Genomic DNA, 26,592 nt, shown 5'->3' with positions numbered 1-26,592 from the left:
TCCATCCCCGACGGGACGACCTGATGAGGTCGCCAATCGATGTCCCGAAGTAAGTAGCAAAGGCTACCCTTAATGAGGTGAGGGTATCAATACTGTGAGCCCCCGTATAGCGGTCGACCCCGCGGAGCGATGCGACGTATGTCATAGTTTCGCCCCTTCACTCACGTCATCCCCTTCGGCGATGGCCGCAGCCTCGATCACGTCGACCAGCTGACCTGCCCATTCACGGACCGCGCCCGCATCGACGCGGTCGGCACGGAACCCGAGCGTTGCAAAAACAGGCCCTTCGCCCACCGGCTCGTAAAAACTCAACGTCAAATCCGCATCGGGCACTCCCACCGGAATCGGTACGAGAGAACCGAAGTCGCCGAGCCCCTCCAAATCCGCCTGTTGGTGATGGATCACCATCACCTGAGGTCTCATGGACGCCGGATTACCCAGAGCCTGCTCGACATACACATACGAGACGTCCTGATTGCTCAGCGCTTCCAGGTTGCCTTCCCTCACCCGACCGAGCAATTCTGCAAACGTCGGACTACCGGACGTATCCGTGCGCAGGAGAACAACATTGAAGAAGGATCCGATCATCGGTTCGAGACGGGGATCCGACCTGCCCGCAACCAATGAACCGATCGGAAGATCGGTACCCGCCCCGGCCTTCGTGAGAACGGCGGCCAGCGCAGCCTGAAGGACCATGAACATGCTCGTCCCGGTGCGCGCAGCCAGCGCGTCGATTCTGGCGTGCAGATCCGCGTCGATGTCGACAGAGACCACATCACCCCGAGGTTCCGAGTCATCTTCCGGCAACGGAAGATTCACACTGGTCGGTATTCCGTCGAGCGCATCCTGCCAGTACGCAAGTTGCTTCGACGCACGGCTGTCGACGTCCAGGGGGTCTCCCAACAGCTCGTCCGACCACACGGTGTAGTCGGCGTAGGTCAACGCAAGCTCGTCCCAGATCGGTTGATCTCCCTGCGACCTGGCTGCATAAGCAGAGACCAGATCTCCCAGCAGCGGCACTACGGACCACTCGTCGACGGCGATGTAGTGCATGACGAGAAGCAGTGTCCGAGAGCCGTCTTCACCGAGCACCAGATGAACCCGCAACGACGATTGCTCACGCAGATCCATCGGAAGTTGAGCCAGTTCGAACACCACTCGACCCACATCGCCGGCGCCGACATCGACCACATCGACAGTCGGCCGCACCGATTCTCTTGCCACGACGATGCCGTCGACCTCGACGAAGGTGGTCCGCAGGGGTTCGTGCCGCGACGTCACATCGTCCAAAGCGTGCCCGAGAATCTCCGGATCGATCTTCGAATTCAGGGTCAGCGCCAGCGCGTGGCTTGCTTGCGGGTGCTCGCCGGCTGCGCGGAACAACTCCCACTGACGACGTTGCGGCGCAGACAGACCCATGGTCTCCGGACGCCTCGCCGCCGGCGCCAGGACCGGGCGTCCACCCTCCGAACGCGCAACGACTGCCGCCAACTCCGCAACGCTCGGTGCGTCGAACACGTCTCGAATACTGACGTCCACGCCGAACGCTTCACGAATGCGACCGACCAGTTTCATCGAAGCCATCGAATGTCCACCTAGTTCGAAGAAACTGTCGTGGACTCCGACGCTCGGGAGTTGCAATATCTCCGCGAAGGCAGCTGCAACCGTGGACTCCACGGCAGTGCGAGGAGCAACATCACCCGCCAACTCCGACCAGTCCGGAGCGGGCAACGCCTTGCGGTCGAGCTTTCCGTTGGGCGTCAACGGGAGCGGACCATCGAGAGCGACAACCATGGTCGGGACCATGTAATCGGGCAACGACATTGCAGCGAGATTTCGCACTGCCGTCGTATCCACCACAGCACCGGGTTCGGGTGACACGTAACCGACCAGGCGCGTGATTTCGCCCTGCCGATCCGCGACGACCGTTGCCTGCTTCACCGAAGGATGGGCACTGAGAGCTCCGATGATTTCACCCAATTCGATTCGGAAACCGCGAATCTTGACCTGATCGTCCACGCGGCCGAGGAAGTCGATGTTCCCGTCCGAGCGCCACCGCGCTCGGTCGCCGGTGCGATACATGCGATCGCCCGCGGTGAAGGGATCGGCGATGAATCTCTGTGCCGTCAGATCGAACCGGCCCAGGTAGCCTCTCGCCAGGCCGCGTCCCGCGATGTACAGCTCGCCGGATACTCCCGGCGGAACCGGACGCAGTTGATCGTCGAGCACGTACGCCTGTTCGTTGGGGTCGGGGACTCCGATGGGCACAGCACCGTTCCAACCGGGTTCCGCCTGCCACAGTGTGTTGTTCACCGTGGCTTCGGTGAGTCCGTACGCGGCAAGCAAATTCAGCCGCTCCGCCCATCGCCCGATCAGCTCGGGCGGAACCGTCTCGGTTCCGACCAACACCGTGCAACCCTGCGGTACTTCACATCCCGCCGGCAGGGCGGCCAGCAACGAGGGAGGGATGATTGCATGAGTCACGCGATTGCTCGTCATGAAATCGGTCAACGCCGGGCCGGCCACTCGTGCGCTCTGCGGCACGATCACCAGGGTGCTGCTCGTGCACAGAGCCATCGCCAATTCGAATACCGCAACGTCGAAGCCGACCGAAGCGAACTGCATCACCACCGAACCCGGTACCAGTCGCATCCGAACCTCGGCTGTCGCAACAAGACTCGGAATACCGTCATGGGAAAGGACGGCGCCCTTCGGCTTGCCGGTCGATCCCGAAGTGTAGATGACATAGGCCGCGTGGTTGACGCCAACTGGTGGCCTGGGAGTTTCGACGATCACTGCCTCGTCCAGTTCCGCTCGGATCAGCGGCTCGTCCAAGAGGATTCGCTCGACGCCGACCACATCCTCGATCCGCGAGCTTTCCTCCGAGGTGGACAGTAGTACGGAGGTGCGAGAATCGGTGAGCATGTAGGCGACGCGCTCGCTCGGGTGGCTCAGATCCAGGGGTAGATACGCTGCCCCCAGCTTGAGCACCGCGAGGACCGAGGCAACCATCTCCACCGAACGCGGGACGGCAAGTCCCACCACGTCTTCGACCGAGACCCCGCGCCGATACAGCACGCCAGCTATCCGATCACATTGCTCGGAGAGCTCGCGGTACGTGGCCTGCCCCGCCTCGTCGCGCACCGCGATCGCCTCGGGTGTATCAGCGACCCCACGCGCGAAGGCGTCGTAGAACGTTTCCTCCGGCACGTCGACGGCGGTGTCGTTGAACGAGGTGACAACTTGCTCGAGTTCGCCGGGCAAGAAGATGTCGATGTCGCCGATCTCAATGTCGGCCGATTCCACAACTGCCGCGATCACCGATTCCAATCGGTTCGAAATTCGCTGTGCTGTTTCGCGATCGAAGAGGTCGCTGCCGTATTCGAGTCGGACGTCGATGCAGCCTTCGTCGCCGAGGTACTCGGTGAAGTTGAACACCAGATCGAACTTGGCTGTGTACTCCTCGAGTTCGAACGGATCCCCGCCCATCTCCTCGCGGCTGTGATAGCCGACCATGACCTGGAAAAGCGGGTTGCGTGCCAAGGTGCGCGACGGATTGAGGCGTTCCACCACAGTTTCGAAGGGAACATCGGCGTTGGCGAAGGCCTCGAGGTCGCCCTCGCGAACGCGATCCACCAACTCTCGGAACGTCGGGTTACCTGACGTATCCGTGCGCAGCACAATCGTATTGACGAAGAAGCCGACCAAGTCGTCGAGCCCCTGTTCACTACGTCCGGCCACGGGAGCGCCGAGGGGAAGGTCCTCACCCGCTCCGAGCGCAGTCAGCAACGCCGCCGACGCCGCGTGCAGGACCATGAACATCGAACTCTGGCTCTCGCGCGCCAGGTCTCGCAGTGCGGCAGTTGTGTCCACACCCAACCGTGTTACCACTGCGCCACCGGAGAAACTCGGTCTGGCCGGTCGGCTCCGGTCGGTGGGAAGCAGCAGTTCTTCGGGGGCTCCGTCCAAACTCTTCGCCCAGAAGTCCAACTGCGTGCTCAGGACACTCGACGGATCGTCGGCGCTGCCGAGCAATTCCCGTTGCCACAGGGTGTAGTCCGCGTACTGAACCGGTAGCGGTTCGAAAGCTGGCTCCTCGCCCTGAATCCGAGAGGAGTAGGCAGACATCAGATCGCGCAGGAACGGCCGATCGGACCATTCGTCCGTTGTGATGTGATGCAGGACGATCACGACGATTACGGCACCGTCTACTCGGATCAGACGGGCGCGGATCGGAATCTCGTTCGAAAGGTCGAACGGACGGCCCACTGCCACTGCAACTTCGCCGGCGACACCGGATTCCCGTGAATGAACTGTCTCGACCGGAACCTTCGCCGATTCGAGAATTATCTGTTCCGGTGTTCCGTCCACCAACCGGAACACCGTACGCAAGGATTCGTGTCGTCCAACGACGTCACCCAGCGCCGCGGCGAAGACGTCCGCGTCCAATGCACTGTCCAAGCGGAGCACGATCGGGAAGTTGTAGGCCGCGGAGTTCTCTTCCATCTGTCCGATCAGCCACAAACGCTGTTGAGCGGCAGAAAGTGGAAGGTGGTCCGGCCGCGGCTTCGCTACCAGCATCGGTCGCGTCGATCCCTGCTCGACCACAATGCGTTCCGCGAGTTCCGCGACGGTCGGCGCTTCGAAGAGATCACGCATGGTCAGACTGTTCGGAATGGCGATCCGAGCTCGACTGATCAGTTTGGTGGCCAGAAGCGAGTGCCCACCGAGGTCGAAGAAGTTGTCGTCGACACCGATGTCGTCCACATCGAGTACGTCGGAGAAGAGCTCACAGAGAACCTCTTCCGTGTGGTTACGCGGTGCAATCGACTCCCCACTCCGCTCCCCCAGCACCGAATCGGCCGTGGGCAGTGCCTTGACGTCGAGCTTGCCGTTGACGGTCATCGGTAGAGACTCCACCTCGATCACCACGGCCGGAACCATGTAGTCGGGTAGGCGAACTCGCGCCTGCGCGCGGTAGTCGTGCGCGGCGCCGAGCTGCACGGGCGTCACGTAGCCGACGAGTCTCTTGACTCCGCCCGCCCCGACGTCGACCACGACCGCTGCTTGCCGCACGTGCTCGTCGGATTCGAGAACGGAGACGATTTCGCTCGGCTCGATGCGGTGACCTCTGATCTTCACCTGGTCGTCGGTGCGGCCCAGGAAGTCCAGGTTGCCGTCAGCGCGTCGCCGCACCAGATCCCCGGTGCGGTACATACGTTCTCCGGTCCCGGCCGGATCTGCGACGAAGCGCTCGGACGTGAGCGCAAAGCGTCCGAGGTAGCCGCGAGCCAAACCGGCTCCGGCAATGTACAGTTCGCCGGCAACTCCATCGGGGACCGGTCGCAGCCAGCCGTCGAGAATGTGCGCCGTGGTGTTCCAGATCGGCTTGCCCACCGTCGGGGTGTCACTGTCGGTCGTTCCGCCGCCGAGAGTGTTGATCGTGTATTCCGTCGGACCGTAGAGGTTGTAGCCCACGGTTCCCTCGGTCTCGCGCAGCCTGTTCCACACCGAATCCGGAACGGCTTCACCACCGAGCAGGACCAGCGGCGGACGGTGTTGTCCCACACCGTCGTCGAGCAGCCCGCTGTCGATCAGGTGCGTCGCGTAGGTCGGTGTCACGTTGACGACGTCGATTTCCTGTGCGTCGCAGTATGCAACGAGCGCCTCGGCATCACGACGCAGATCCTCGTCACAGATGTGGACCTCGTGACCTTCCACGAGCCACAGAAGTTCCTCCCACGACATGTCGAAGGCGAAGGACACGGTGTGCGCGATCCGCAGGCGCCGGCCCGTCGCGGCGATCACCGGTTCGAAGATCGCCTCGCGGTGGTTGAACTGCATGTTCGTCAAGCCGCGGTAACCGGTGACCACGCCCTTGGGCTTGCCGGTCGAACCGGAGGTGTAGATGACGTACGCGGGGTGGTCGAGCCGATGCGGTGCTCCCGGGGCGAATGCTCCGAGTTCCGCCGCGGAGAGTGCCCGCGCCGAGATCGTCAGTCGCCTTGCCGCAGTGTCCGGCTCGTCGAGCACGATGGTCCGAATGTCCGCGGTGCGGACGTCCGCGCCTTCGAATTTCGGTGCGGCGGCGAGTGTCGTCAGCAACACGACCGGATCTGCGTCGTCGATCATCACGGCCAACCGTTCGGCCGGATGGTCGAGTTCGAGGGGTAGGTAGGCAGCGCCCGTGCGCAGTACCGCGAAGAGCGCGACGACCATGTCCACCGAGCGCGGTAGGCCAAGAGCCACGATCTTTTCCGGCCCGGCGCCGTAGTTGATCAGCAACCGCGCCATCCGATTGATCTCGCCGTCGAGATCGGCGTAGGTCATCCGACGCTTCCCGAACACGAGTGCCGTGTCGTTCGGTTGCGTCGACGCCACCTCTTCGAACAGGTCGGCAATGGTGCGCTCCGGCAAATCCCGGATCTGTGTCAGCCGCCCTACTGCGGGAACCGGAGATGCGACAACCGATCCCGTCATGTCGTGCGACCAACTCTGCAGCAGATCGACGAAGTGACCCAGTAGGTCCTCGGCTCGGCGCGCGGTCACCAGGTGCGGATGGAACTCGAACTTGACGGTGACGGTGGCACCCGGGGTGACCACGACGGTCAGCGGATAGTGCGTGTGATCGATACTGTCGCTGCCGCTCACGTCGTGTGCGGCATTGAGTGCGTCGACTTGCTTCTCGTCCACGAAGTTCTGCAGGACCATCAGCACGTCGAACAGTTGACGATGCTCGGAAACACGCTGGATCGAGGCCAATCCGAGATAGTCGAACGGCATCAGCGAAAGTCGATCCGCCTGAGTGCGACGAAGAAGTTCCTCGACGCTCTCGTTCGGATCCAGTTGCAGCCGAACGGGAACGGTGTTGAGGAACATGCCCACCACGGTGTCGATTCCCGGTACCTCCGGCGGCCTTCCGGCAACCGTGGAGCCGAAGACGACGTCCTGTCGACCGGTGGCCGACGCCAGCACCAGAGCCAGCGCTGCGTTCAGTACCGTGTTGAACGTGACGCCGGACGCGGCAGCGCGCTCACGCAATGCACGCGAAAGCGATTCCGACAGAACCGCATCGCGGCGATCCGGAAGCTGAGGTTCGACGCCGGGCGTCGGCTCGGCAACAAGCGTCGGCTCCTCGAGTCCTGCGAGCGCTCCGCGCCACCCCGCGTCGGCGGCTGCACCGTCGCGGTCGGCCAACCAGGCGAGGTAGGCCTCGAACGACCCCTCGGGTTCGCCGAATGCGCTGTCGTCCCCGCCGGTGTCGTACAGCGCCAGAAGCTGGCTGACGACAAGGCCGTTGGACCAGCCGTCCCACAACAGGAACTGCCGGTTGATCACCAGTCGATCATGTCCGCCGGGCAGATGCAGCACGCTCATCCGCCACAGCGGCGGCGCGGTCAGGTCGAATGGAGTCACTCTGTCTTGGGCGGCGACGGCCTCGGCGCGCTCACGAGCAGCCGAGTCGTCGAGTTGACGGAGATCGTGGACGGCGACGGGAACATCGAGTCCCACACTGAAGAACTGCACGGGCTCGTTCAGTCCTTCGCTCACGAATCCCGCTCGCAACGTGGGATTTCGTCGTTGAAGTGTCCGGGCGGCCGCAGCCAACTTGTCGACATCGAGGGTGTGCCCGAAGTCCATCGAGAACTGTGCCGTGTAGATGTCTCCACCACTGCGGCTGTCGCTGCTGCCTGCGTAGCCGGCTTGGAAGTACAGGCCTTCCTGCAACGGTGAGAGTGGGAGGATGCTGCTGACACCCGCCGGGCTCGCATCGGATATCGCGTCGATCTCGGCCTGACTCAGGTCGAGCAACGGCACATCGGACGGGGTCAGGATGGGAGGCCCGTCATGCTCCGCGGCCGCAGCCGCCAGATCGCCGAGCGCCGAAACCCAGCCGTCGGAGAGTGACTGCGCATCCTCCTCGGACAAATCTTCACTTGCCCAAGCGAAGTCGGCACGGAGTTCCGAATCCACGCTGACGACATTCACGATCAGCCGATACGGACCTCCCATGTCTGCGTCGGGATCGGTGGACATGGCTTCGGATTCCGCTGCCAGGGACCATGCTGTCGATCCAGCTGTCGTCGTACGTCCGAGATAATTGAACAGGATCTGAGATTCGGAGCGCCCCGCCAATCTCGATGCCGTACGTGCATTCACGTACCGCAACATCCCGTAGCCGATACCGCCGTCCGGAGCCGCCCGCAGGCTCTCCTTCACTTCGCGCAGCGTGTCCACCGGGTCGGTTCCGCCGAGCAGTCGCATCGGGGCAATCGTGGTGAACCAGCCGACTGTTCGCGACAGATCGGTCCCGGGTACCAATTCCTCGCGGCCATGCCTTTCGAGATCGACCAGCAGTTCGCGCTCACTGCGACCGGTGGAACGACGCCAGCGATCGACCGACATCGCCAACGCAGCCAACAGAACATCCGTTCCCTCAGCACCCAGCATGGCCGCAACCGTTCCGAGTGCCGCCTCGGAGATTGCTCCGTCCACCGTGACCGTGCGCCTCGAGCCTCCGGATACAACGGCATAGCTCGCGGTACCGGGGATCAACTCCGCGCCCGGAGCGGTCACGGTCAGCCAGTGATCGAGTTCGGCAAATCGATGAGCACTGCTTGCGTGTTCGGCCACCGTGCGGGAGAAGGTACGCAGCGAAGTTCCGACGGCGTCCAATGCTGCGGGCTCTCCGGCCTCGACGGCCACCCAGGCCATCGCGAGATCCTCGAGCAGGGTTCCCCACGAAACCCCGTCCACGACCAGGTGGTGCGCGACTATCGCGAGTCGGCCCAGATTCTCAGCGCCGCAATCGAACCAGACCACCGAGACCATCCGTCCTGCAGACGGATCCAATCGACTGGTCGCCCACTCGGAACGTTCGGTGATGAGCGTCCGCAACTCGGCGTCATCCAGTCCCCGAGCATCAACGCGTACGACAAGGTTCGCTGCCCGGATACTGCCGGGTTCCTCGATCCGCGCCGACCACATTCCGCGGTCATGCCGGATCAAGGTTTGGCGAAGTCCGTCGTGGTGATCGAGCACGGCCTGCAATGCACCGGTGATCGAATCGAGAGGTGTTGCCGGAGAGTGGATCAGAACTGCCTGGTTGAAGCGATCGGTACCACCCGTCCATTCGGACAAGCGGTGCACCACCGGCAGCGGAACCAGCTCACCCACGCCGATGTCGGCTGTGACGGTGGCAACCGACGTGGCGACATCACCCACCGCTGCGGCGATCGCAGCGGGAGTGCGCAATTCGAAGATCTGACGCGGGGTCAGTACTACCGAATCACGACGAGCCAGGTTGACCAGTCGGATCGCCAGGATACTGTCGCCGCCGAGAGTGAAGAAGTCGTCGCGTGCCCCGACGCGTGGCAGGCCGAGAACCGTCGCGAAATGCCTGGCGAGGAGGTCGGCAACGCCCGAGGAAACTACTCCCGTCGTTTCGCCCACCTGTGCCGCGAAATCCGGTGCCGGTAGGGCTTTTCGGTCGAGCTTGCCACTCGGGCTCAGCGGCAGCGACTCGAGCCGCACGAACGCGCTTGGCACCATGAACCCCGGTAGCACGGACAACAACTGCCCTCGAACCGCAGCGTCATCAGCATCTCCGACCAGATAGGCGACCACCTGTGCGCGGTTACTCGGACCGTCGGTTCGGACGATCACGGCACTTGCCGAGACTCCGGGGCACAATGCCAACTGCGCTTCGATTTCACCGAGCTCGATGCGGAATCCACGAACCTTCACCTGCTCGTCGACACGGCCGAGGTACTCGAGAACGCCGTCGGCATTCCACCGCACGATGTCACCGGTCCGGTACATCCGCGAGCCGCCGTCGCTGTACGGATTCGCCACAAATCTTTCGGAAGTCAATCCCCCACGTCCGTGGTAACCACGCGCCAGTTGTGGTCCAGCCAGATACAGCTCACCGGTGGCACCGGCCGGAACGTTCTGCAGATACGGATCGAGAACGAACAGGCCGGTATTGACGGCGGGTGCGCCGATCGGGACACTGACCGCGTCTGCCGGAGTTTCCTGCACCGACGGCTGCCAACTGACGTCGACGGCGGCCTCGGTGGGGCCGTAGAGGTTGTCCACCAGAACGTTCGGCAGGATCTCGGCAACCTTGCGTGCAACGTGAACGGGCAGTGCCTCACCGCTGCAGTTGACGATCTCGAGGGAAGAGCACAGTGCTGCTTTCGGCTCCGCAAGAAAAACTTCCAGCATCGACGGAACAAAATGCACTCGGGTCACGGAATGTTCGACGATGACGTCGGCCAGATAGCCCGGATCCTTGTGCCCGTCCGGCTCGGCCATCACCAGAGTTGCCCCCACCAGGAACGGCCAGAAGAATTCGGGGACGGAGACGTCAAAACTCGACGGGGTCTTCTGCAGCATCCGGTCGGAGAAGTCCAGCGGACGTATCTGCTGTGCCCAGAGCAATCGGTTGACCACACCCTCGTTGGTGACCACAACGCCTTTGGGACGACCGGTCGAACCCGAGGTGTAGATCATGTACGCGGCATCGGCGGGCGATCCTGGGACACTCAGCGGTTCGGCTGGGAACTGCGCGGACTCCGATACCGTCACCCGCGGAACCGAACCCGAATCGAGTGAAGAATCTTCCGACACCACGACGCACACCGGATCGGCGTCGTCGAGCATGTACGTCAGCCGCTCCGCCGGATAGCCGGTGTCGAGCGGAACGTATGCTCCCCCGGCCTTCCCGATGCCGAGTATCGCAACCATCAGATCGACCGAGCGCGGCAAGCCAACCGCTACCAACGATTCGCGTCCGACGCCACGTTCGTGCAGCAGATGCGCAAAACGATCAGCGCGAGAGTGAAGTTCGGCGTAGGTCAACGACTCTTCACGGAAGATCACTGCGGTGGCTTCGGGCGTACGCCCGGCTTGATCCTGCAGCAACTCGGTCAGCGTTGCGCGCGGCCGATCCAAGGCCGTGCCGATGCTACCCGGCTGTGCGGGTGCCAGCGCGATCCGGCCGATGACCTGGTCGAGATCGCGAGAGAGCTCGGTGAGTGCGACTGCGAGAGCTTCGGCCAGCGACGCAGCGGCATCGCCGTCCACCTGAGCAGCGTCGTACTTCAATTCCAACGCCAATTGATCGCCGGGGACGACGATCAGGGTCAGCGGGTAGGCCGGTCGCTCGTCGAATCGAATTCCCGTCAGTCGCACCGAGTTCGTCGGATCAGCGATTGCCGTGTCACCGAGTGGATAGTTCTCGAACACGACCAGTGATTCGAAGTTCTGCTCCAGTCCGCCGGTCCGCCGCAGTTCCGGTAGCCCCAGGTACTGATGGTCGAGTAGTTCCGATTGTTCCCTCTGCCAACGAGAAAGTGCTTGCGCAGCTGTCTCTGCCGGGTCGAACCGCAACCGCGCCGGCACAGTGTTGATGAACAAGCCCACCATGGACTCGATGCCGGGCAGGTCTCCACCGCGTCCCGATACGGTTGATCCGAACAGCACGTCTGTTCGGCCGGTCATTCGGCCGAGCACCAGTCCCCAGGCGCCGTGCACGAGCGTGCTCAGCGTCAAACCATGGGAGCGTCCGGTGGTCGACAGCGCGCGAGTATCACTGGCGGACAGCCCGACTCGGGTAGCATGGACACCGCTGCTGCCCGCGCTCGGCGCGGGAAGTTCGACCGCGGGCCCGGGAGAGTTCAGTGCTTTTCTCCACACCGCTGCCGAAGCCTCGTGATCGTGGCCGGCCAACCATTCGAGGTAGCTGCGGTACGGCGCCGGACCCGGAAGCACCACGCCGGAATCGCCAACGGTGTACGACGCCATCAGCTCCCGCAGCATCACCGGGACCGACCATCCGTCTGCAACCGCATGGTGAATCGACTGCAGCAGAAGGTACTTCTCCGAAGAGGCACGGAGCAGTGTGTAACGGACGAGCGGCGGCTGCGCGAGGTCGAACCCGCGCGCGCGGTCGGCGGAAAGCAGTTCATCCACGTCGGCGCCGGCATCCGTGACTACTGCCATCTCCACGACGACGCTCGGGTGCACCACCTGCACGACCCGGCCGTCGCCCAGGACCGAGAATCCGGTGCGCAGCGCCTCGTGTCGATCCACGACGGATTGCAGCGCACGGCGCAGAGCCGCGCTGTCCACGGCGCCGGTCAGCTCCACGACCTGTTGCACGACATACTGATCAGCCCCCGGATCGGCAAAAGCCGAATGGAAGTAGATCCCTTCCTGCAACGGAGTGAGCGGGAGAATCTCTTCTGCCTTCGGCAACCCGTCCACATCGGCCTGAGTGAGCGCCACCAGAGGGTAGTCGGACGGTGTCGCGCCGCCGAAGGCTGCGAGCCCGGACACGGCCTTGAGCGAGTCCAGCCACAACCGCGCAAACCTGTCGATATCGCTACGCAGGAAGATATTCGACGCCCAGGTCAGAGTGGCCCTCAGTCGTGGCCCACCGGCCGCCTCCTCGGCTACGACGTCGACAGACAACGCGTGACCCAACGGCATGGACGGATCGGCAGCGCCGTCCATCGACACCGGGAACCAGTCCCCCTCTGCAACTGCAGTGCGCCCCAGATAGTTGAGCACCACCTCGGGTGCTGCGACGCTGCGCAACTGATCCGAGCTGCCGAGGTATCGCAATGCGCCGTACCCGAAGCCTGCGTTCGGGACGCGTCGAAGTTGCTCCTTGACGCTCTTGAGAACCACCGCCAACTCACCGCTCGCTTCGAGATCCGGAGCGGCTGTATCGATTTCGAGTGCAACCGGGAATACCGTGGTGAACCATCCGACAGTACGTGTCAGGTCGACGTGCGCAGCGCCGTCACCGCGAACGATGTCTTCGTCGCGTCCGTGCCCTTCCAAGTCGATCGTCACCGATGCGGCACCGCTCCACTTGCTCAGCGCAACGGCCAATGCGGTGATCAGCACTTCGCTCACGTCGGCCCCGAATGCCCGTGGGACACTGCCCAACAACCGATCGGCGAATTCCGGAGGCAGGGTGATCGATCGCGCCGCGGCGGTGCGCGCGAGGTCAACTGTCGGGTCGAGTGCCCGACGGCCGAGAGGTGACTGTTGTGCGGAAGTCACCGAGTCCCAGAACTCGATCTCCGAGTCCAGTCGCCCGGCTCCGACCGCCTCCGAAACGAGTTCGGCGTACCTTCTCACCGACGTGCCGACCGGAGCGAGTGAGGGTTCGTCGCCCTGTATCGCTGCGATACCCGCGCGCGCAAGGTCTTCGAGGATGATGCGCCAGGAGACACCGTCGACGACCGCGTGGTGGATGACAAGCAACAGTCTTCCGGGACCGGTCGCAGTGGTGAAAAGAACAGCACTGACCATCGTGCCGTCTGCCGGGTTCAGACGCCTGACGGCTCGCTCGGTCTCGGCGACGATCAGCGGTCCGCATTCTTCGAGCGGCACCGGTAGCGCACGGGTCTCGAAGACCACAGCCAATTCGTTGGTGACCGGAACAAGCAGCGTTCCTTCGGAAGTCAACTTCGCACGAAGTGCATCGTGGCGTGCCACCAGGGCATCGAGCGCCGCCTCGACATGCTCGGACGTCAAAGCTGACGGAGTCTGAATCAGCGCTCGCTGATGGAAGGTTCGTGCTGCGTCCGGCGTCCCGAGGGCCCTGGCAGCGATGGGCGTCGTGGCTACGTGGCCGATCGGTTCGTCCGCATGATCGACGATCTCAGCCGTTCGGCCGGACTGGGCGCGCGCCATCGCCTCGGCGGTGCGCAGCTGAAACACCTCGCGTGGACTGATCGACAAACCGGCTGCACGAGCCGCGGTCACGAGCGAGATCGCGACGATGCTGTCACCGCCCAGTGCAAAGAAATCGTCGGTCACGCCAACCGATTCGAGACCTACCGCCGACGCGATCAACGTGCAGAATTGTTGTTCGACTTCGTTTCTCGCGGCGACGTGTGCACTCAGTTCGGCGAGATCGGGCTCAGGAAGCGCTCGACGGTCGAGCTTGCCGTTGGCCGTGAGCGGAAACTCGTCGAGGACAGTGACGGTGGTCGGGACCATGTAGTCGGGCAGCTTGCTCGCCGCCCACTCGCGAATGTCCTGTGAGTCGACCGCAAGGTTCGTCCCCGACGCTGCACTCACGTACGCGGCGAGATACTTTGCACCTGTGGGTGCTTGACGCACCAGAACTGCCACGTGGCGCACTCCGGGGTGTGAGATCACGGCGGCTTCGACGTCTTCGAGTTCTAGGCGCATGCCACGAATCTTCACCTGATTGTCCGTGCGCCCCAGGAAGTCGAGGGTGCCGTCGGCGGTCCATCGAGCCAAGTCACCGGTGCGATACATCCGGGATCCGGCCAAATCACCGGAAACAAAGGGATCTGCAAGAAAACGAGACGCGGTCAACGCCGACGCGCCCACATATCCGCGCCCCAGTAAGAAGCCCGCTGCGTAGAGTTCGCCGCCGGTGCCGACCGGAACCGGCTGCAGGTCACCGTCCAACACGTACAAACGAGTGTTGGGGTTCGGTCGGCCGATGGATGTGGCGATTCGTTCCGCGTCCTCGCGGTAGATCACATGGGAGACACCGATGGTCGCTTCGGCGGGCCCGTATCCGTGATACAGCGTCGTAGACAGTTGGGCACGGAACCGATCGAAGAGTTCAGGCGTGAGAACCTCACCGCCGCACCACACGTGCTTCAACGAATCGAGCTGATCGGTCTCGTTCGCCAGGTCCAGAAGGATGTCGAGCATGGACGAGACCAGGTAGACGAAGGTGACCGATTCTCCGGCGATCAGGTCGAGCAGGTATTGCGGGTCGCGTTCCCCCTCTGGCTTCGCGATCACTAATCGACCGCCGGAGACGAGCGGGAGCAGGATCTCGTTGATCGAGATGTCGAACGAGAGTGGGGCTTTGAACAGAGAGGCATCGCCGGACCCGAACCCGAGAATCCGCTCCCGCTGCCACAGCAACCTTGCGCAGATTGCCTCGTGGCGGATCATGGCGCCCTTCGGACGTCCGGTCGAGCCGGACGTGAAAATGACATATGCGAGTTGGGCACCGTGAATACGAATGCCGGAGGTCATTATCTCGGACAGGTCCGAAGGCCCGTCCTCGTACGCCCACGCGGAGAGATCGACCAATACGGAGTCGTCTACGCCGTCCGAGGTGAGCACCAATGTGGCACCGGCATCGGTGAGTACCGATTCGCGGCGCTCTGCGGGCCAGGACGGATCCAGTGGCACGAAGGCGCCGCCGGCGCACATGACGGCCAACAACCCCACCACCATCTCGGCGGATCTCGGAAGGCCGATCGCCACAACGGTTTCGGGTGCGACACCGCGAGAGATCAAGTGCGCGGCGAGCTGCGATACCCGACTTTCGAGCTCGCCGTAGGTCAGCCGAACATTGCCGTCGACCACGGCGACAGCGCCCCGATCGGCCGAGAAGCTGCTGCGCAACAAATCCGGCACCGTCGTCACGGGCTGCGGTTCTGCGGTGTCGTTCCACCCATGGAGAACGAGTTCACGCTCCGCGGGCGACATGGGGTCGAGTGCCGAGATCGGAAGCTGCGGCTCGGCCACGAATCGATCGAGGAACTGTTCGATTCTGGCGGTGTGATCGGCCAACTCCCTGTCGAATCCGGCCGGGGCGCGGACGTCGATCTCGATCGGTTCCCCGTCCTGACCACCGCGCACGCTCAGATCCAGGTCACTGACCCGACCGGTCACCGAATTACGCACGCGCACCGGGCAGCCGCCGAAGGTGAGTGTGTGTTCGAACATCATCGAGTTGATGCCGGGACCGAAGACCTGGCGGTCGGGATCGATTGCTCGCACGTCGCGTGCGAGATCCTCTCCCCGGTACCGCCCGTGCTTGAGTATCGAGATCAAGGCGGTATCGAGACGAGTTGCCAACTGGCCGATGGTTTCCGAGCGTTCGACCCGAATACCGAGCGGCAGAATCGTCGACGCCATCGAGGGAGTGCGCCGCATGTCGCGACCCACCCGAGCGGCCATCGGCACCGAGACGACAACGTCGTGCTGTCCGGTGGTTCGTGCAATGTACGCGATCAGCGCAGCCATGGGCAGGCGAGTTCGCCGAATCCCGGCGTCGGCGGCATAGCGATAGAGCTGCGCTGCACGATCGACGTCGAGCGTGAGCATCGCCGCGATCGGCGGCAGCGAATCATCCACCTGCCCATGCAGAATCCGCGTTGCTTCCGGTCCTGATTCAACTCGTTCGACCCAGTACTGACGGTCGAGCTGGAACCGCGGAGAGTTCCGGTATTCCAGATCGGCCGCCACCACCGCATCGAGCGACCACACCGGCGCCGCAGTCTCGAGGTTCGGATCGTCGTACCGCTCGGCGACGTCGGCGACGATGAGCGAGATGCCGTACCCGTCGACCACGCTGTGGTGATAGCGCTGATACCAGATGACTCGGTCGTCAGCAGTTCGCAGAAGCACCTGGCGGAACAGCAGATCGTCCGCACCGAAGACCCGAGCCATATCGGTGTCCATCCACGACTGCGCAGTCGAATCGGGATCCGCCTCGGCGCGAAGGTCGAGAATTTCCACGTCCCAGCGCGCATCCGGAATCGGCACCTGGATCAGCTGGTTGTCAGCATCCACCCGAAAGTGCACGAACAGCGCTTCGACGCGCCCGACTGTGGCCTTGATCGCCGCTGCCGCGCGCTCGACGTCGATCGTCCCGTCGACCTCGACGACAAGTCCGATGTTGTAGACCGGACTGCTCGGATCGACGTTCTGAGCAACCCACACCTCACGCTGAGCGGCCGTCGCCGGGAGCGTTGCGTCCAGATCGCCACCGCCCGATACAGACGGGTGAGCTACCTGAGAGTGGTCAGACATCGAGAAATCCGATCATCGTCGTTCATGCTCATCGAACGACGAACACCCTCGCAAGTTTAGGGTAGGCTACCCAGGAACGTGAAGGTGCGCTCCCGCCCTGGTCAGACCTGTTCCCACGGACCGAATTCGAGCAAAACGTCGATTGCCGTCTTACCGTCCTGCGGCCGAACGACATGTTCGAGGGCGTAGACCCTCGATCCCTCCGCGGCGCGAGCGAGATCGGAAATACCGGGCAGAATGGTCGGTTCGGGTGGGCCGCCCACACCACGGTGGAAGTTCTCGATCGAATGCCCCAAATAGAGGACGCGCCCGCCTGGCGTCAGCCACTCCCCGACGCGTTTGAGCGTGTCGGCCAGCTCGTCGACCTCGAGGTGAAGAAAGCTGACCAACACCAGGTCGACTACCCCTTCCGGTTGCCACGTAGTCGCGTCGCCGATCTGCCAGTCGACAGCCTTGTCCAAGTCACTCGCCCGTGCCAGATCGATCGCCACCGACGAGTAGTCGACGGCAGTCACCGACCACCCTTGCCCGGCCATCCACCGCGCGTGACGGCCGTCGCCGCCGGCCAGATCGATCGCAGTGCCCGGCTTCAGGCCGGCAATTCGTGTTGCGACGGTTCCCGCCGGGTCGATTCCCCACGGCTCCGTCACCGCTCGGTATCGCTCGTCCCAGTCGTGTGCGTCCATGATCACTGCTCCTCGTGGTTCGTTTCACCGCGGTTAGTTTCACTGTCTCCGATCAGACGGTGCAACGAGCAGCATAGAGAACCCTCGAATGTGACAGACGGATACCCCTAGGGGTATACAGGTGACGGTTAGGAATACCCCCACCCGTATCAGGAGCGAAGATGCCAGCGACCAGAACAGTCACCGCGGACCCACCCGCCCAATCCGACGGCATACTCGCGCGCCTCGGTCGATCGATGGCGGCGCACACCCGCCTCGTCATCGGCGTCTGGTTGATCGCATTGGTCGCACTCGGCGCCGCAGCACCCAGCGTCTTCACCTCCCTGGCCGGCGCAGGTTGGCAGGCAAACGGATCCGAATCAGTGCAGGTTCGCGAGTTGGCCGAGCAGCATTTCGGTGGAAACTCTTCCGCTGCAGTGCAGGTGGTCGTTCACTCGGATTCTGTGCCCATCACCGATCCGTCGATGCAGCAAACGCTGGCGGCGGCAACGGAAATCTTTTCCGCGGACCCTCGTTTCGGCGAAGTGGTCGCCCCGCAGACCGGCATGACCATCAGCCCGGACGGACATACCGGCATCATGATCGCGGGCGCCAACGCAAGTACCGACGAGATGGTCAGTGCGGTAGACGAACTCGGCAAGGAACTCACTGCATTGTCCACGGACACCATCGAGGTGTACCCCACCGGCGCGTCGGCTTTGTGGAGCGATTTCAACAAGGCCAATCACGAAGCGATGATCAAGGCCGAAATGATGTCGTGGCCCGTCACTCTCGCGATCATGGTGTTGGCCTTCGGCTCCCTGGTTGCCGCAGGACTCCCACTGCTTCTGACACTCGCAGGTCTGGTCGCCTCGGCGGGCGGGCTTGTGATCCTCAACGAGATCACGCCGATTTCCGTGTGGGCCATGAACTTCGCGATGATGTTCGCTCTCGCACTCGGCATCGACTACGCACTCTTCCTCGTCGCCAGGTTCCGGGAAGCACTGCGAACCGATCCGGATCCGCGGGCCGCCGTGGCTCAAACGATGGACACCGCCGGCAAAGCTGTTGTCCTCTCCGGCCTCACAGTTCTGGTCAGTTTGTCTGCGGTGCTCATCGTTCCAGCCCCGGCCGTACGCACGATGGCTGTCGGAATCATGCTCGCTGTGATCTTCGTTCTCGCCGCAACACTCACCCTGCTACCTGCCGTGCTCGGCCGGATCGGCGCCAAGGTCAACGGCGGTTCACTACCGTATGCAAAGCGCCAGCAGCACCGCTCCCCGATGTTCGCAGCTTGGGCATCCCTGCTGCACAAGCACCCGTGGCCTTTCGGCATCGGCGCATTGATCGTCCTTATCGCTCTCGTTGTTCCGGTGTTCGGCCTGAAGGTTGCAATGCCCTCCATCGCCGTGGTTCCCGAGGACGCCCCGATTCGGCAGGGTTATGAACTGGTACAGCAGCAGTTCGGTGACGGCGCTCCCGGAATGCTGCAGATCGTCACGTCCGCCGACGATGCAGCCGACACCTCGCGTCTTGCCATGAGCGTGGATGGCGTGGCCATGGTCACGCCAGCGCAACAAGCGGGCGACGGATCCGATCTGGTTATGCTGCAAGCAGTTCCCACCGTCGACCCGTCAGATCCTGCGATGGAAACCATCCTTGCCGACCTTCGGTCGCAACTGCCGGAATCGGCGCTCGTCGGCGGCGCTCCGGCTGAAAATCTCGACCTTCAGAAGGCGCTCGACGACTACCTTCCCTTCGTGGTGGTCGTGATTCTGACGCTCGGATTCCTGTTGCTGCTGATCGCCCTCCAGGCACCTTTGATCGCCTTGATCGGCACGCTGGTCAGCCTGCTGTCCACTGGGGCCGCATTCGGAATCGCGAAGTTGATTTTCCAGGACGGCCACGGAGCAGGCCTGCTCGGCTTCGATCCCCAGGGGTTTCTCAACGGGTGGGGTCCGGTCTTCTTCTTCGCCATGATCTTTGCCATCGCGATGGACTACACCGTGTTCCTGCTCTCGAGCGCCAAGGAGCACTACGAACGCACAGGTGACCCCGAGACCGCACACATCGACGGCCTCGCACATTCGGGTCGGGTCATTGCGGCGGCAGCAGCGGTGATGGTTGCGGTCTTCTTCACTTTTGCGCTCGCAGATCCCTTGCCACCCAAGGAAATGGGCATCATTCTCGGTGTAGCTGTCCTCCTGGACGCAGTGCTCGTCCGCTTGGTGCTGCTGCCCGTTCTCCTGCGCCTCAGCGGCCGGGCAGCCTGGTGGGCGCCGGCATGGTTACTACGCGTCCTGCCGAACATCAGCTTCTCGCATGGCTGACCGTGTACCCGACATCACTGTCTTCTTGATACCCCCAGGGGTATGATGGAGACAAGAGAAATCGAAGCCAACGACATCGAAGCCAATGGCACCGAAGCCGACGACATCGCAGCCAACGACAAGGAGCGGGCAATGACAACACCCACAGAACCGATAGCGATCGCAACCAAGGTCACCGGAACTTTCGACGACGTCGTCACCCGAACTCGTGCTGCTCTCGCCGAGCAGGGCTTCGGCATCCTGACCGAGATCGACATGCAGGCGACACTCAAGGCGAAGCTGGACGAGGACATGGAAAAGTACCTGATCCTGGGTGCCTGTAACCCGCCGTTGGCCCATCGGGCAGTTTCGGTGGATCGTCAGATCGGCCTCCTGCTGCCGTGCAACGTTGTCGTCCGCGAAGATACGACTACCGAGAATTCGTTCTTCGTCGAAGCGATGAATCCCGCTCTCATGGTTCAGGTTTCCGGCGAACCAGGCCTGGAGTCCGTGGCGGCCGACGCCGCCGTCAAGTTGCGGGCAGCCGTCGACTCGTTGATCTGACACCGCAGCCGGATCAAACACTGAATCAAGCAGTGACATGCCCCCAGGGGTACCCTCGGTCGCAGCACGAACACTCGAGAAGGGGCCACCATGACCGGCGACGAAGAGAGCATTGCGCTCGTACTGAACAGACTGCGGCGTGCCCACGGCCAACTTGCCGGGGTCATCTCGATGATCGAGAACGGCCGCGACTGCAAGGACGTCGTGACGCAGCTCGCAGCCGTGTCGAAGGCGCTGGACCGAGCAGGGTTCAAGATCGTCGCTTCCGGGCTGCGTGAATGCCTGAGCGGTGACAGCGCGGAAGGTCAGGAACCGATGACCGAGGCCGAACTCGAGAAGCTGTTCCTGGCACTGGCCTGAAACATGAGAAGGGCCTGACCTGCAGTCAGCAGGTCAGGCCCTTTCTCGCATGCGGAAAACTACTTCGCCAGGAAGTCGATCAGCACCTTGTTCACGGCCTCCGGACGCTCGAGGTACCCGTAGTGTCCGGCGTCGGGAATCTCTTCGAACGACGCCGTCGCGATGCAGTCCGCCACCTCGCGGGAGAGGTAGGGCGGGATCATGCGGTCGTCGGCGAAAGCGACGGACAGGCAGGGGCGCATGATCGACTTGTACGCGCCCCGTCGATCGAAGGCGCGGTCCATACCGAGCTGCGCGCGAACACCCGGTGACGTTGCGCCGCCGGTGAACTCGAAGATATCCATCCAGTCGCGCGCGGAGTGATCGTCTGCCAGCGTGGCCGGCGAAAGGTTCATCACCGCGGTCACTGCGGCACGGTATTTGGCCGGCAGAGCGACGCCACTGTCGAACAACTGGCGCTCACCCTCGGTCAGGACCTGCTGGAAATGATCCATCCGGGCGTGGCCGGCGAGGAACACTGCTTTGCGAACCAGATCGGGCCTGGCGAGCGTCAGTTCCTGCGCCACCCGCGCGCCCATCGAGGTTCCGATGACATGGGCGGGGCCGCCACCGAGGTGCTCGATCAGTCCGGCGGTGTCCGCAACCATGTCGGGCATCGTGATGCCGCCGAGGCTCTCGCCGGACGGTGCGATTCCGCGGTTGTCGAAGGTGCAGACTCGGTAGCCGGCGGCCACCAGCGCCGGGGTCTGGTGCAGATCCCAGACGCGGCCGGGGCTGCCGGTCCCCATGATGAGCACCACCAGATCTCCATCACCCTTGACCTGGTAATTGATGGGGATTCCGTTGATTGTGGCGACCGTCATGTCAGCCTTCCTCCTCGTACGTGTGATCAACAATTTTGGTTGGATAGCCTAAGCTGATGGGCGGTCGTGTGACCGCAACCCCAGCCCATGCTCGTCCAGGAGGACCCCCGTTGAGAGTCGCTACGCTCGGATACCAAACCTGGGGCCACCGTACCCTGCAGGCCTTGATCGACTCCGATCACGAGGTCGTGCTGGCAATCACACACCCGAAGAGTGAGCACGTCTACGAACAGATGTGGGCGGACTCGGTTGCAGATCTGGCGGCCGAGAACGGTGTACCCGTTCACGTGGCGAACAAGCCTGACGACGCCTTCAAAGCCGCGCTGGCCGAAGCAGCTCCCGACATCATCGTCGCCAACAACTGGCGTACCTGGCTGCCGGCGGAGGTCTTCGACGCACCTAAGTACGGCACCCTCAACATCCACGATTCGCTGCTACCCAAGTACACGGGATTCTCCCCGCTCATCTGGGCTCTGATCAACGGCGAAGAAGAAGTCGGCCTCACGGCGCACCTGATGGACGAGGAACTCGATGCGGGCGACATCGTGCTGCAGCGTTCGACGACGGTCGGCCCGACCGACACCGTCACCGATCTGTTCCACCGCACGATCGACATGATCGGCCCCATCACACTCGACGCCCTGGATCTGATCGCGTCCGGGCGGACCGACTGGACGCCGCAGGACCGATCGCAGGCCACGTTCTTCCACAAGCGTGCACCACAGGACAGCCACGTCGACTGGTCCTGGCCGGCCGAGGTCATCGAGCGTTTCGTCCGGGCACAGTCCGATCCGTACCCCAACGCTTTCGCGGAGTTCAAGGGCCGGCGCATCCGCATCCTGAAGGCGTCCGTCTCACGCGGGCACTACGGAGGAACCCCCGGCCGAGTGTTCATTCAAGAAGATGACGGCATGGTGATCGTCGCGGGCCCCGACGCATGGTCGGGCAAGAACAAGGGACTGCGGATCGAGCGCGTCCGACTCGACGACGGCAGCGAGTACACCGCCGCCGAGTTCTTCCCCCACGGCGGCGGGTACCTCACCTGATCGTCTGACCAGACCCCCTCAGTACAAACCCCAGTACAAACCCCTCAGTCGCGACCTTCCCAGGCCGCCCACAGTTGTGCGTAACGCCCGCCCGCGGACACCAGTTCGCGGTGCGGGCCTTCTTCTACGATCTGTCCGTGTTCGAGCACGATCACTCGGTCGGCGCCCGCAGCCTGTGTAAGCCGGTGTGCGACAACCAGAGTGGTGCGGCCCTCCGTAGCGGCGTCGGCAGTCGCTTCCAGTTCCCGTGCTCCGGCGCTGCCCGCCTCCGCTGTTGCTTCGTCCAGTACCGCGACGGCCGGGTCGGCCAACACCAGTCGCGCCAAAGCCAACTGCTGCGCCTGTGCCGCCGTCATCTCGTGCCCGCCTTCGCCCACGACGGTCAGCATTCCCTCGTCGAGAGCCTCCACCCACTCGTACGCGCCGACCGTCCGCAGTGCCGCGGCTACGTCCTCGTCCGAGGATTCGGGCGCGGCCAACCTCAGATCCTCGATCAGGTGCCCGGCAAAAACATGGACCTCCTGACTCACGATCGCGATGTGGCGTCGTAGGTCGTCGAGGTCGGCAAGCGGGACACCACCGATCGACACCCGCCCCGACGTCGGAGTGATCGAACCGGCAGCGATCGCCGCAAGCGTCGTTTTTCCGGCTCCGGTCGAACCGACGAGCGCCACGCGCTCCCCCGCTCGCAGGGTGAGGCTCACTCCGTGGAGAACCTCATGGCCACCGTCGTAACTGTGCCGAATGTCGTCCAGACGCAGCGAACCGTCGGCCGGAACGGAACCTGCATCCGTCGAAGGCTCCGTTTCCTCGATCTCGACGACGCCGACCAGTCGCGCGAGGCTGGCGCCGGCCGACTGCACTTCGTCGAAGGTGTAAAGCAGCGAGCCGATCGGGTTGAACAGGCGATGGAACAGCAGAGCAGCAGTCGTCGTCTGGCCTACTGTCACGACGTCCTCACGGACCAGCAGGAATCCGACGACGAGAATCATGGACAAGCCCACGAATTCGGCGCGGTTACCGCGACCGGCGAACCTCGTGAACAGGCCGAACACGCCGACGGCCAGATCACGCGCTTTTGCCGACGCCGCATCTATCTGACCGAGGTGTTCCTTCTCGAGGCTGTACGCGCGGACCGTCTTGGCACCCTGGAGGCTGCTGATGAGCGCTTGTGAACGAGCGCCCATCGCTACCCGCTCGGCAGCGTAAATGGGAGCCGATCGTGGCAGGTACCACTTGAGCGCCAACGCGTACATCGGCAGCGCGACCATTCCGGCGAGGCCGAGGCGCCAGTCGAGTCCGAGCATGGTCACCATGCTCAGAGCCACGAGCAGAACTGCTGCGATCATGCCGGGAACCACGTCGGACACGGCCTTGGCGATCACCGACACGTCGTCGCCGACTCGTGAGAGCAGATCGCCCTTGCCGACCTTCTCGACGGTCTGGATCGGGAGGCGCAGTGCCCGGTCCACGGTTCGCTCGCGCAGGTCCGCCAGAATCGTCTCGCCGAGTCGCTTGATCAGATAGGCGGCCACACCGGTGAACACACCGCCCACGATTGCGGCGGCGGCGATGATCACGACCACCCCGACGATCGTCGACGTGGGCGCGTTGTCCCGGACCCGGTCGACCAGGACACCGAATACGTAAATCGGCACCAAGGCCATCGCCGACGCCGAAGCCGCGACGATCAGGACCAACAGGCTCTGCATCCGGTGTTCGGCCAGCGCTGCCCGCAACCACTTCCAGGTCTGTCGACCACCCGCGATCGGCAACAGCTCGCGCTCGGTCACCTTCTCCGCGTTCTCCCCGGCCGGCATATCGGTAGTCATGTCCGTGGCCGTCACCGCAGCACCGCTCCTCGGTAGTTCGCGTCGCCGCGAGAGAGTTCGGAATGTGTGCCGATCGAGGCAATCACTCCGTCGTTCAAGACGATCACTCGATCCGTCACAGCCAGCAAAGCGGGGCTGCTGGTGATCAATACCGTCGTGTGGATGCCACCGGCACCCTCGTGCCGCAGTTCTGCGATTCCTTCGGCGATAGACGCCTCGGTCACCGCGTCCACTGCCGTAGTCGGATCGTGCAGGACCATCACGGGTGCCTGTGCCACCAAGGCGCGCGCGAGGGCGACGCGTTGTCGCTGACCTCCCGACAAACTGGCGCCTCGATCGGTCACTTCGAGGTCGAGACCGTCCGGATGTGCGTCGACGACATCCGCCGCTGCCGACGCTGCCAGAGCGCTCTGGATGTCGAGAGCAGCGGCGTCACCGGCGCCCGCAGTGACGTTCGAGGCGAGGGACCCGGAGAACAGATCGGTGATGTGCGGCTCCACCAAGACCGTCCGACGCGCCAATCGCAAGTCCATGTCGGACAGGCTGATTCCGCCAACCCTCACCACTCCGCGATACGCGTCCTGCGCCAGCTGACCGGACAGGACCGCGACAAGAGCGTCGGCGTCCTGCGGCTGGTAAGCCACGACGCCCAGCAGTTCTCCGGCAGGCAGGTGCAGGTCGATGCCCTTGAGCGACTTGTACTCGACGCCGTCGAGGGTCAGGTCGGTGCCTTCGAGTTCGGTCTGCGACCCCGCGCCCCGCAGTGGCTCTGCGTCCAAGACCAATGCGAGTCGATCCGACGACGCCCGCGCCACCGCGAAGTATCCGGGAATGGACGCAAGCAATCCGAGCGGTTCGATGATGAACTGCGCAAGCCCCACCACGGTGATCAGTTCACCGACCGTGATCCGGCCCTGCAAAGCGAAGTATCCGGCGAAGCCCGCAACACCGACTGCGAGCAACGCACTGACGGTCGCGGCAACGCCGGTGTAGATACCGGTCGCCTTGGCCGTGCCGATCGTCGACGCAAGCGCCTGACGGCTGACTGTGCGATAACGTGCCGACGCGGTCTTCTCACCGCCGATACCGCGCAGTGGACGCAATCCGCTGACCAGATCGGTAGCCATCGCGGACGCCCGCGCGATCGACGCTTGCTGACCGGTGGCCCTCGACGTGATGAGCGGCGCCGCCAACTGCAGCAGACCGAGAATGACCGGCGTTCCGATCAGAACGGCCAATCCCAGCCAGAGGTCGATCCACACCAACGCCACGGCCGACGCGACCGCAGCCGTCAGGGCCGCAGCCGCGCGCGGGACGATGTCCGCGATCCACGAAGTCTGCTCGGCGTCCGATGTCGAAACAGTCAGCAGTTCACCTGAACGCAGATCGGTTCGCACCCCACGCGGATCGAGGACGCGGTGCGCCACCTCGAGCCGGAGGCGATGAGCCTCCTGCTGCATCGCGGTGACGATGAAGCGTGCACCGAAGCGCCACGCGGCCGTCAGAACGAGAAACAGAGCCGCGAGACCGACGATGGAGACGATCAGGGCCGTGGTGTCCGAAGTCTCCACGGCACGGTCGATGATCACACCGATGGAGATCGGCACCGCCGTCTCGGTCAGTTGGTGCAGACAGACCAGAACCGTGCCGATAGCGAGCGGGCGACGGTTGCGGACGAGGACGCGTCGCAAAATCGCAGCACCACTGTGATTGCCACTATCGGGCTCGTCCGAGTCGACGGTCACACTCGAGGGGGTCGAACTCATGGAACTCCAAGCATCGGTGGAAGCGATAAAGTTGAGTACAGAGATAAGTAAGTCGACCCTAATACATGAGCAACTAGCGTCGACACGCCCAGTTCTCATAGAGTCGCGAGTAAGAAACATTGCTTGCGCCGTGCAGGCAAGCACGAGAGGAACATGATGGCTGAGAACACGACCGTCGAAACCGAGATCGCGGACGAGGAAATCGAGACCGTCGCCGAGGAAACAGCGCGCATGGCGCAGCACGTTGTCGCTGCATACGCGGAGGATGCCGACGAGTGCAGGATGCTGCTCTCGATGCTCGGTATCTCTCCCGCCGCCAAGCTCGACTGAATCTTTCCCTCACCGACCGAG

10 protein-coding genes are annotated in these 26,592 nt (G+C 63.4%); 5 read left to right on the top strand and 5 right to left on the bottom strand.

Translation table 11 applies throughout. From position 1 onward, the window contains the following. Window positions 1-141: 141 nt before the first annotated feature. Window positions 142-16,836 carry a non-ribosomal peptide synthetase gene (locus tag QMA15_RS26450; protein WP_290287150.1) on the bottom strand — a complete coding sequence of 5,565 codons (16,695 nt, stop codon included), beginning with the start codon at window positions 16,834-16,836 and terminating at the stop codon, window positions 142-144. Between the two features lie 101 nt (window positions 16,837-16,937). Continuing rightward, window positions 16,938-17,522, bottom strand: coding sequence for a class I SAM-dependent methyltransferase (locus QMA15_RS26445; RefSeq protein ID WP_290287149.1), 585 nt, complete (start codon window positions 17,520-17,522; stop codon window positions 16,938-16,940). Window positions 17,523-17,683: 161 nt separating this feature from the next. Here QMA15_RS26445 and QMA15_RS26440 point away from each other — a divergent pair, with 161 nt between their 5' ends. The 3 genes from QMA15_RS26440 to QMA15_RS26430 all read left to right on the top strand — a co-directional run bounded on the left by QMA15_RS26440 (window position 17,684) and on the right by QMA15_RS26430 (window position 20,734). Then, complete coding sequence (locus QMA15_RS26440; protein WP_290287148.1) at window positions 17,684-19,831, top strand: MMPL family transporter; 2,148 nt, start codon at window positions 17,684-17,686, stop codon at window positions 19,829-19,831. Window positions 19,832-19,963: 132 nt separating this feature from the next. Next, window positions 19,964-20,374 (top strand): DUF302 domain-containing protein, encoded by a 411-nt coding sequence (locus QMA15_RS26435; RefSeq protein WP_020968512.1) that lies wholly within the window; start codon window positions 19,964-19,966, stop codon window positions 20,372-20,374. Window positions 20,375-20,464: 90 nt separating this feature from the next. Then, entirely contained in the window at window positions 20,465-20,734 is a 270-nt protein-coding gene (locus QMA15_RS26430) for a metal-sensitive transcriptional regulator (protein WP_007734349.1), read from the top strand. A gap of 59 nt (window positions 20,735-20,793) precedes the next feature. Here QMA15_RS26430 and QMA15_RS26425 read toward each other — a convergent pair whose 3' ends face one another. After that, window positions 20,794-21,597 (bottom strand): alpha/beta hydrolase, encoded by an 804-nt coding sequence (locus QMA15_RS26425; protein WP_020906324.1) that lies wholly within the window; start codon window positions 21,595-21,597, stop codon window positions 20,794-20,796. A gap of 110 nt (window positions 21,598-21,707) precedes the next feature. On the opposite strand from QMA15_RS26425, the gene QMA15_RS26420 reads away from it, so the two are divergent. Next, the gene (locus tag QMA15_RS26420) at window positions 21,708-22,643 is read left to right on the top strand and encodes a methionyl-tRNA formyltransferase (RefSeq protein WP_020906323.1); all 936 of its coding nucleotides are present in this window, start codon (window positions 21,708-21,710) and stop codon (window positions 22,641-22,643) included. A gap of 44 nt (window positions 22,644-22,687) precedes the next feature. Here QMA15_RS26420 and QMA15_RS26415 read toward each other — a convergent pair whose 3' ends face one another. Then, on the bottom strand, window positions 22,688-24,463 hold the full coding sequence (locus QMA15_RS26415; RefSeq protein WP_283567220.1) for an ABC transporter ATP-binding protein: 1,776 nt from the start codon (window positions 24,461-24,463) through the stop codon (window positions 22,688-22,690). 23 nt (window positions 24,464-24,486) lie between these two features. Then, entirely contained in the window at window positions 24,487-26,241 is a 1,755-nt protein-coding gene (locus QMA15_RS26410; RefSeq protein ID WP_020968509.1) for an ABC transporter ATP-binding protein, read from the bottom strand. 156 nt (window positions 26,242-26,397) lie between these two features. Here QMA15_RS26410 and QMA15_RS26405 point away from each other — a divergent pair, with 156 nt between their 5' ends. Next, window positions 26,398-26,571: a hypothetical protein gene (locus QMA15_RS26405; protein ID WP_020968508.1), complete on the top strand. Its 174-nt coding sequence runs from the start codon at window positions 26,398-26,400 to the stop codon at window positions 26,569-26,571. The last annotated feature ends 21 nt before the right edge of the window (window positions 26,572-26,592 follow it).

Origin of the sequence: Rhodococcus sp. APC 3903, from assembly GCF_030407755.1 — a bacterium.
GTDB lineage: Bacteria > Actinomycetota > Actinomycetes > Mycobacteriales > Mycobacteriaceae > Rhodococcus_F > Rhodococcus_F erythropolis.
Note: the sequence above shows the minus strand (reverse complement) of the source record. Positions and strands in the feature narration are given on the sequence as shown.